We start from the raw sequence: 7,013 nt of genomic DNA, 5'->3' as shown, positions 1-7,013 counted from the left end.
GTCGTTCCAGAACACGAACGGATCGCGCCAGTCGGTCTGCCCGAAGATCGCGGAGTCGGGCCGCAGGATCGGGTTACGCCGATCCTTCTCGAAGCTCACCAGGTCGTCGCTGGTGGCATGACAGATCGTCTGCGGGACCGCCGCTCCCGCGGCGTGGCCGGTGTAGAAGACGTGGTAGCGGCCGTCGGCGTTGACGACCGAGCCGGTCCAGACGCCGTCGTGGTCGGGCTCATCCGGGCCGCCGGGGGAGAGGGCGGTCGGCAACTCCTGCCAGGAGACCAGGTCGGTGGACTGCAGGTGCCGCCACGACGTCCGCATCCGGGCCGTCGACTCCACCGCGCCGGGTGGGGTCGCCAGGCAGAACAGGTGGTAGCTGCCGGCGTCGTAAAACGGGATGACGTCCCCGACCGCTCCGCCGTCGGCGAACCGACGGAACGGTCGGGGCTGCGTCGTCGTACTGTCCGACATCCTCGCCACCCTCTCCGGGACCGGAGAGGGAAGCCTAGCCGAGCACCTCCGCGATGCGGGTCATCTGCGAGCCGGTCAGCGGCCCGTGCTGCAGGGCGCCGACGTTCTCCTCGACCTGCGCCGTGGTCTTGAAGCCCGGGATCGGAATCGTCGCCGGACTGCGCGCCCACAGCCACCCCAGCGCGCCCTGGGCGAGGGTGCGGCCGTCCTCGGTGAGTACGGCGCGCACCTTCTCGAGCCGGGCGAGCCGGTCGGCCTGCTCACCGCTACCGAAGTCCCACCCGGACCGCACGTCGTCGTCAGGCAGGGTGCTGTCCCGCGAGAACTTGCCGGTCAGCAGGCCCATGCCCAGCGGCCCGCGGATGACGCTGGCGAGACCGTATTTCTCGCAGATCTCCAGCGTCGCCTCGTTGCCCTGGAACAGGTTGAACGACTGCTGGATGGCCACGCAGCTCGGGTGTTGCGCGAAGAGCTCGGCCCGGGCCGGGTCGTCGGTGCTCCAGCCGATCGCACGGACCTTGCCCTGGTTGACCAACTCGTCGAAGACGGCGAGCACCTCGGGCGCCTTCTCGATGTCGTATCCACCGAGGTGGAACTGGTAGAGATCGATGTGATCGGTGTCCAGTCGCCGCAGGCTCTGCTCGCAGGCCCACCGGATGTAGTCCGGCGAACCGTCCTCACCGGGTGCCTCGCGAGTCTCCTCGACGTAGGTGTAGCCGGCCTTCGTCGCGATGACGATGTCGTCGCGCCGGCCCTTGAACGCCTGGGCCACCAGCTTTTCGCTATGACCGCAGCCGTAGACGTCGGCCGTGTCGAAGAACGTCACACCGAGGTCGAAGGCCCGATGCAGCGCGCGGATCGACTCGTCGTCGTTGACCACACCCCAGCCGACCGGATTGCCCCGCCGGGCATGCGGACCGCCGATCGCCCAGCACCCCATACCGAGGGCGCTGACGTCGACCCCGGACTTGCCCAACGGGCGGCGCAGGACCCCGTCGGTGCGGGCCGTCATGCCGAGGCCGCGTCGAGACGGCGCTTGGCCTCGTTGTAGGTCTTGTCCGGGAGCGGCCCCTGCGAGGCCATCTCGATGTTCTCGCGCAGGTGCGCCGGGTTGTTGGTCCCGACGATGTTGGTCGCCATGCCCGGGTGGCTGTTGGTGAAGCGCAGCAGGAAGCCGGTCCGGCTCTCACCCTCCTCGAGCAGCTCGTCGAGGTTGGCCTTCTCCCACACCGCCCAGCGGTCCTGCGAACCCAGGCCGGCGCCCGGCTCGCCGCGGGCGACTCCGCCGCGGATGATGACCCCCGAGCCCGCGTCGGCGGCCTGCCCGATCAGGGTCTCGTGCTCCCGCTCCAGTGCGGAGTAGGGGATCTGGAAGGTGTCGAAGACACCCCAGCCGATGTAGGTCGCGAGGTGCGGGTTGGTTGCCGAGATGCCGATCCAGCGCGTCTTGCCCTGCTCCTTCATCTCCTGCAGCGCGGCGACGAGGTCACCCTTCTCGGCCTCTTCCACGCTCGGGTTGTGCAGCTGGATCACGTCGACGTGGTCGGTCTTCATCCGGTCGAGGCTCTCGTGCAGGCCCCGGAAGAGGTTGTCGCGGGTCCAGACGTGCGGGGTGTCGTCGGTCTCGTCGTCGCGGTGGACGACGGTGCAGCCGCACTTGGTCGCGAGCACGTACTCGTCGCGCCGGTGCGACAGGTAGCGGCCGATGTACTCCTCGCTGCGGCCGTAGTCGTTGGCCGTGTCGACGAAGTTGATCCCCGAGTCGAGGACGGCGTTGAGGATGGTCTCCGCGTCCTTGTCCTCGATCGGACGGCCGCCCCAGATGCGGGAGCCGCGGACCTCCATGGCGCCGTACCCGAGGGTGGTCACCTCGAGGTCGGTGCGGCCCAGGGTGCGTCGCGGCAGTGCTGACGTGCTCATCGTGTCTCCATTCGTAACCGATCGGTGCGGGTGGAGCTCCGGGTCAGGCGGCGTCTTCGGGACTGTGCTCGGCCAGCCAACCACGCAGCGGTACGTCGTCCTCCGACGGGGAGTAGTGGCCGTTGCAGTTGACGCCATACCCCAGCAGCTGCTTGCGAATCGGGTCGCTCTGCGGCCAGAGTTCGTCGACCGTCATGTCGTCCTTGGTCCGGATCCAGCGATAGCCGTAGCCGTAGAAGAGCACCTTGCGGGTGACGTCGGACCAGTTCGGGCTGGCCGCGTGCCAGAGCCGCCGGTCGAAGAAGACCGCGGTGCCGGGCTTGGCCAGCACCGGTACGGCGCCGGCCGGCTGCCCGGTCCCCTCGGTGGGGATGGCGACGTCGTCGTCCTTCAGGTGGCTCCCGGGCACGACCCAGAAGTTCCCCCGGCCCTCCTCGCCGACGTCGGAGAGGAAGTAGGCGACCTTGATCGACAGCCGCGGGCGGGGGTGGGTCTCCATGTCGCGGTTGACCCGGCCGGAGTCCTGGTGCCAGCCGAAGGTCGCGTCCGAACGCTGCTTGCCCGACGGCGGGGTGACGATGAGGTGCGCGTGGTAGAGGTAGATGTTCCAGCCGAGCATCCCCCAGACCTTCGGCAGGATGCGGTCGTAGTCCACGAGCTCGGTGAACGACGGGTGCTCCGGGATGAAGTTCGGGAAGAACATCGCCGAGTCGGCCTTCGCCGCGCCGGCGTCGAGCTGACGCTTGTGCAGGCTGTCGGCCGCCGCGGTCAGCTCACTGACCTGCTGCGGCGAGAGCGCATCCTCGATCTGCAGGAAGCCCTTCTCCTCGAAGACCGCCCGCTCCGGCTCGGTCAACCGGTGTTGCAGGCAGGACGGATCCATGACAGCTCCTCGGTGGTAGGCGACGGCGTCGACACGTCGCTGGGGGCGCCGGCTCGGCTCGCGGGACGGGGCCCGCGACGGTAGCCGACATCCACGATGCGGAATATGAATTCACCGTGGTAGAAAATAGTCCGCGCCGATGCGGGGGTCAACCGGCGCCTACCCAGTCACGACCGAGGAGGACATCTCGTGCGGATCCTGCTGACCGGTGCGGGCGGCAACGTGGGTCGTGGCATCGCGCCCCGGCTTCGGGCGAGGGGGCACACGGTCGTCTCGAGCGACCTCAACCCGCTGCCCGACGATCCCGCGGCCGACTCCGGCGACTCCACCGACGGGGAGTTCGTGCAGTGCGACGTCCAGGCCGGCGTGGGGCTCGAGCGGGCGGCACAGGGCTGCGACCTGCTCCTGCACACCCCGGCATGGCACGGGATCCACTCGCGGGTGAAGACCGAGATCGACTTCTGGCGGCTCAACGTCGACGGCTTCTTCTGGGCGCTGCAGGCCGCGAAGGAGGCCGGCGTACGCCGCCTCGTGTTCCTCTCGTCGATGTCGTGGCACGGGCACTACGAGAAGTACGGATTCACCAAGCGGATCGGTGAGGAGCTGTGCGAATACCACCGGCGTAATCACGGCCTGCGTTACGTGATCATCCGGCCGGCGGACTTCACCCCGTGGGGGAGCGACTACCTCAACCGCTACGGCGCGCGGCTGCTCTACGGCGGTGTCGACCGCGAGGACGTGCTCGACTGCGTCGACCGCTCGGTGCGTCATCTCGAGACCGGGCTCTCGCCGTCGGCGGATCCGGAAGGCGTCGTGGTCAACGCCGTACGCGCGAACGCCTTCACCGCAGACGACACGGAGTCGTGGGAGCAGGATCCGCTCGCCTCGGTCGAGCGGGTGTTCCCCGGGTCGCGCGACCTGGTCGAGAATTACGGGATCAACATCGCGCGCCGACCGTCGCTGCCGGACGCTTCGGGCGCCGCCGAAATCGGCTTTCGGCCCCGCCGGCACTTCGGCACCTTCCTCGACGAACTGCGCGAACTCGACGCGAAGGGCGAGCAGGCCGTCCGCGACATGCGCTGCCCCTACTGACGCCCGCGGCCCGCTGCCACTGCCATTCCGCTTGAACGTCACGTTCAAGCGCTCTAGCCGCATCAACGTCACGTTCACGCGGAACGGTCGGTTAGTCCGTCAGGTCGAGATCTCTATAGGCGACCGGGTGATTAGCCCCGCGATCTATGAACGCCTCGTTGATGGCCTGTGCAATAACGTTGTACTGGTAGTTGTCGGCGGTTAAGAGGCCAAGGGCGTAGGCCTCGACTTCGTATTCGTCGGCGTCGCCACCGAGTGCGTAGTACTGAACCCAGAGGTCGGACGGGGTCAATTGCGCGTACTGGACACCTTCAGACAGACTCAGGTTGTGGTGCTCGGTGTCCCTCATGGGCTGTCCGATCCGGCATCCTGAATGACTGCTTGCGCAGTCGCGAAGATGCTGCGCTTCTCACGACGGGACTGGCCAACGAGCCAGTAGAAGGCGTCTTCCTTGGTGATGCGCTGTCTGCGCATCACGACTGTCCGCGCTTCCTCGATAAGGTCTCGGTGCAAGGCCGCTGCCCTGACCGCGGGTGTCTCGCCGATCCGGGTCGGGCGATCGTCGGCATCCACGATCGCTACCGCACGACTCAGCAGGTTGGCGCGTGCGAGTGTCAGCGGATCGCGTATCGGGGTGGATGATGATCCATAGAAGTTGATGCTCTGCGACTCCTGGCGGCCCGTCAGTGGGACGGACAAAACGCGCAACACGCCACCAGCTGCCGCGGCCGTCGCGAATCGCGGGTTGGATCGTGCGAACACAGAGACGTCGTCGACGATGTGCCGCTGCCCATCCTGCGTCGCGGCCACACACGGTCCGATCCCGGCGTCGTACTGTCGCTGATCAAGCGCTCGTGCAAGGTCACGCGCGAATACGCGGGTGCGGAAGTCCGGGCCGGCCCTCTCGGTGATGCTGCATCCGACCAGGCCGGCGGCAATCCCCAGACCGCCTTCGACCGCATCGCGTCGTACCTGGTCGCGGTCGACCGTCTCAGCGCGGCCCGCGGCTGCAGCGAATACCGCCGCGAGGTGGTCCTGGGCAGTCATCGCGCCATCTGCTCAACGAGCAGGCGGCGGGGATTCGATGGACTCCTCGGCCGCGGGGGCCGCGTACGACCAAGATCGACTTCGGAGCGATGAGATTGTGTGATGCGGTACATGTGACGACCTTGATTCAGTGCTCCGGCAGTTTTCAGCCAGCTGCCTCGGCCGTCACCCTTGCCTCTAGTGTACGCCGTGACCTCAGACCGCCGTCGGGAGTCATGCCTCGCTCCGGTGACACCACGCAACAGTTCTCGCGCACAGCCATACGAAGTGACGGCGGGTTAGGTATCGGACTCGAATTCGATGAACCAGCGGCCGGCGGCGGTCCAGATGTGGGAGAGGTGCAGGCCGACGTTTGGGCCGAGTTGTGCGACCGCGTCGACCCCGCCTTGCGCCCAGGGGAACCAGTCGCTGACCCGGTCGGCGTGTTCGAGGCGCAGTGTGTGGCATCGGAGCGGCGCGTCGGGCGGGAGGGTTTCGCAGATGACGGTGCCGCCGGTGTCGATGAGCTGGCGTATGCGCCGGAGAAGTCGGTGTGGCTGGCCGCCGATGCCGAGGTTTCCGTCGGCGAGCACGACGTGACGCCAGCGTCCTTCGCCGGGGATGGGGTCGAAAATGTCGCGGTGTAGGGCGGCCGCGCCCCGGTCGAGGCATTGCCGGACAGCTTCGGCCGCGATGTCGATGCCGAGCGCGGGCAGGCCGCGCAGGGTGAGTGCCTCGGTGATCCGGCCGGGCCCGCACCCGACGTCGAGTGTGGGGCCTGTGCAATGACTGAGCAGGGCCGCGTCGCCTGCGATGGTGCCGCCGCACCAGTCGTGCAGAGGCAGCGGGGTGGGGGGGCCATCGCGGTGTCGCAGGGTCCAGCCGCTGTCCGTCTTGTGTCGGGCGGACCGTAACGCGGCTTGGTAGCAGTCGAGGGCGGAGTGGTCTGAAGGCGCGGGTCGGCCCGATGGCGCGGTCATGCGCTGACTTCGTTGGCGGGTTGGGGTTGGAGGGCGTTGACGGCGGCGGCGAATCGGCTTCGGGGGGCGGCGTGCGCGACGGCGGGAAGGTCGGCGGCGGTATCGACGTCGCGTTGTACGGGTAGCAGCGCGACCCGGAGTCCGAGGGCGCGGAGTGCGGCCGCGGTGAGTTGGCCGGTTCGTGGCGTGGACATCGGCACTTGACGCAGGACACCGGCGTGGTGCGGGTCGCGCAGTCCTAGGGTCCACCAGCCGCCGTCCAGGGCGGGTCCGAGCACGGCGTCGACGTCGTCGCGGTGCAGTTGATGCAGGCAGGTGGTGAGCAGGTGGTGGTTGATCTGCGGGGTGTCCATGCCGAGTTGCAGTATCGGGCTGTGGCAGGTCGCGGCGGTGTCGAGAAAAGCGTGGGCGATCCGATCGCCGAGGCCGCGGCCGCGTTGGGGGAGGACGTCGAAGCCGGTTGCGGTGAGCCCGGACGCGTCGTCGATGGCCAGGACGCGCCGTTCGGCGGGGGTTTGTCGCATCGCCTCGAGAGTGTCGGCCAGCGCCGCGGCGGCGAGCTCGGAGGCCTGGTGGGGCGTGCAGGGCGGGCATAGCCGGGTTTTGACCCGACCGGGGATTGGTCGTTTCGCCATGACCAGCAG

9 protein-coding genes are annotated in these 7,013 nt (G+C 68.3%); 1 reads left to right on the top strand and 8 read right to left on the bottom strand.

What is annotated here, in order from left to right; all coding sequences use genetic code 11:
• The 4 genes from VGH85_08520 to VGH85_08505 form a co-directional block, all read right to left on the bottom strand.
• On the bottom strand, nucleotides 1-468 hold a 468-nt coding region (locus VGH85_08520; GenBank protein ID HEY2173840.1), incomplete at its 3' end, for a hypothetical protein.
• Nucleotides 469-502: 34 nt separating this feature from the next.
• Complete coding sequence (locus tag VGH85_08515) at nucleotides 503-1,480, bottom strand: aldo/keto reductase (GenBank protein ID HEY2173839.1); 978 nt, start codon at nucleotides 1,478-1,480, stop codon at nucleotides 503-505.
• Nucleotides 1,477-2,388, bottom strand: coding sequence for an aldo/keto reductase (locus tag VGH85_08510; GenBank protein HEY2173838.1), 912 nt, complete (start codon nucleotides 2,386-2,388; stop codon nucleotides 1,477-1,479). Before VGH85_08510 ends, VGH85_08515 begins: the two co-directional genes overlap by 4 nt.
• A gap of 43 nt (nucleotides 2,389-2,431) precedes the next feature.
• Nucleotides 2,432-3,271: a phytanoyl-CoA dioxygenase family protein gene (locus VGH85_08505; GenBank protein ID HEY2173837.1), complete on the bottom strand. Its 840-nt coding sequence runs from the start codon at nucleotides 3,269-3,271 to the stop codon at nucleotides 2,432-2,434.
• A 189-nt stretch (nucleotides 3,272-3,460) separates the two neighbouring features.
• Here VGH85_08505 and VGH85_08500 point away from each other — a divergent pair, with 189 nt between their 5' ends.
• Complete coding sequence (locus tag VGH85_08500; GenBank protein HEY2173836.1) at nucleotides 3,461-4,363, top strand: NAD(P)-dependent oxidoreductase; 903 nt, start codon at nucleotides 3,461-3,463, stop codon at nucleotides 4,361-4,363.
• Nucleotides 4,364-4,454: 91 nt separating this feature from the next.
• Here the strand turns inward: VGH85_08500 and VGH85_08495 are convergent, their stop codons facing one another.
• The 4 genes from VGH85_08495 to VGH85_08480 form a co-directional block, all read right to left on the bottom strand.
• Complete coding sequence (locus VGH85_08495; GenBank protein HEY2173835.1) at nucleotides 4,455-4,712, bottom strand: hypothetical protein; 258 nt, start codon at nucleotides 4,710-4,712, stop codon at nucleotides 4,455-4,457.
• On the bottom strand, nucleotides 4,709-5,410 hold the full coding sequence (locus tag VGH85_08490) for an ANTAR domain-containing protein (protein ID HEY2173834.1): 702 nt from the start codon (nucleotides 5,408-5,410) through the stop codon (nucleotides 4,709-4,711). Before VGH85_08490 ends, VGH85_08495 begins: the two co-directional genes overlap by 4 nt.
• A 278-nt stretch (nucleotides 5,411-5,688) precedes the next feature.
• Entirely contained in the window at nucleotides 5,689-6,369 is a 681-nt protein-coding gene (locus VGH85_08485; GenBank protein HEY2173833.1) for a class I SAM-dependent methyltransferase, read from the bottom strand.
• Nucleotides 6,366-7,013: TIGR04282 family arsenosugar biosynthesis glycosyltransferase (locus VGH85_08480; protein ID HEY2173832.1), on the bottom strand; the 648-nt coding region annotated here is incomplete at its 5' end. The genes VGH85_08480 and VGH85_08485, both read right to left, overlap by 4 nt.

It is taken from the genome of Mycobacteriales bacterium, assembly GCA_036497565.1.
GTDB lineage: Bacteria > Actinomycetota > Actinomycetes > Mycobacteriales > QHCD01 > DASXJE01.
Note: the sequence above shows the minus strand (reverse complement) of the source record. Positions and strands in the feature narration are given on the sequence as shown.

Bases quoted from the DNA above. Each gene is read 5' to 3' on its own strand.
- VGH85_08515 (HEY2173839.1), bottom strand. From the start codon at position 1,480: ATGACGGCCCGCACCGACGGGGTCCTGCGCCGCCCGTTGGGCAAGTCC.
- VGH85_08510 (HEY2173838.1), bottom strand. From the start codon at position 2,388: ATGAGCACGTCAGCACTGCCGCGACGCACCCTGGGCCGCACCGACCTC.
- VGH85_08505 (HEY2173837.1), bottom strand. From the start codon at position 3,271: ATGGATCCGTCCTGCCTGCAACACCGGTTGACCGAGCCGGAGCGGGCG.
- VGH85_08495 (HEY2173835.1), bottom strand. From the start codon at position 4,712: ATGAGGGACACCGAGCACCACAACCTGAGTCTGTCTGAAGGTGTCCAG.
- VGH85_08490 (HEY2173834.1), bottom strand. From the start codon at position 5,410: ATGACTGCCCAGGACCACCTCGCGGCGGTATTCGCTGCAGCCGCGGGC.
- VGH85_08485 (HEY2173833.1), bottom strand. From the start codon at position 6,369: ATGACCGCGCCATCGGGCCGACCCGCGCCTTCAGACCACTCCGCCCTC.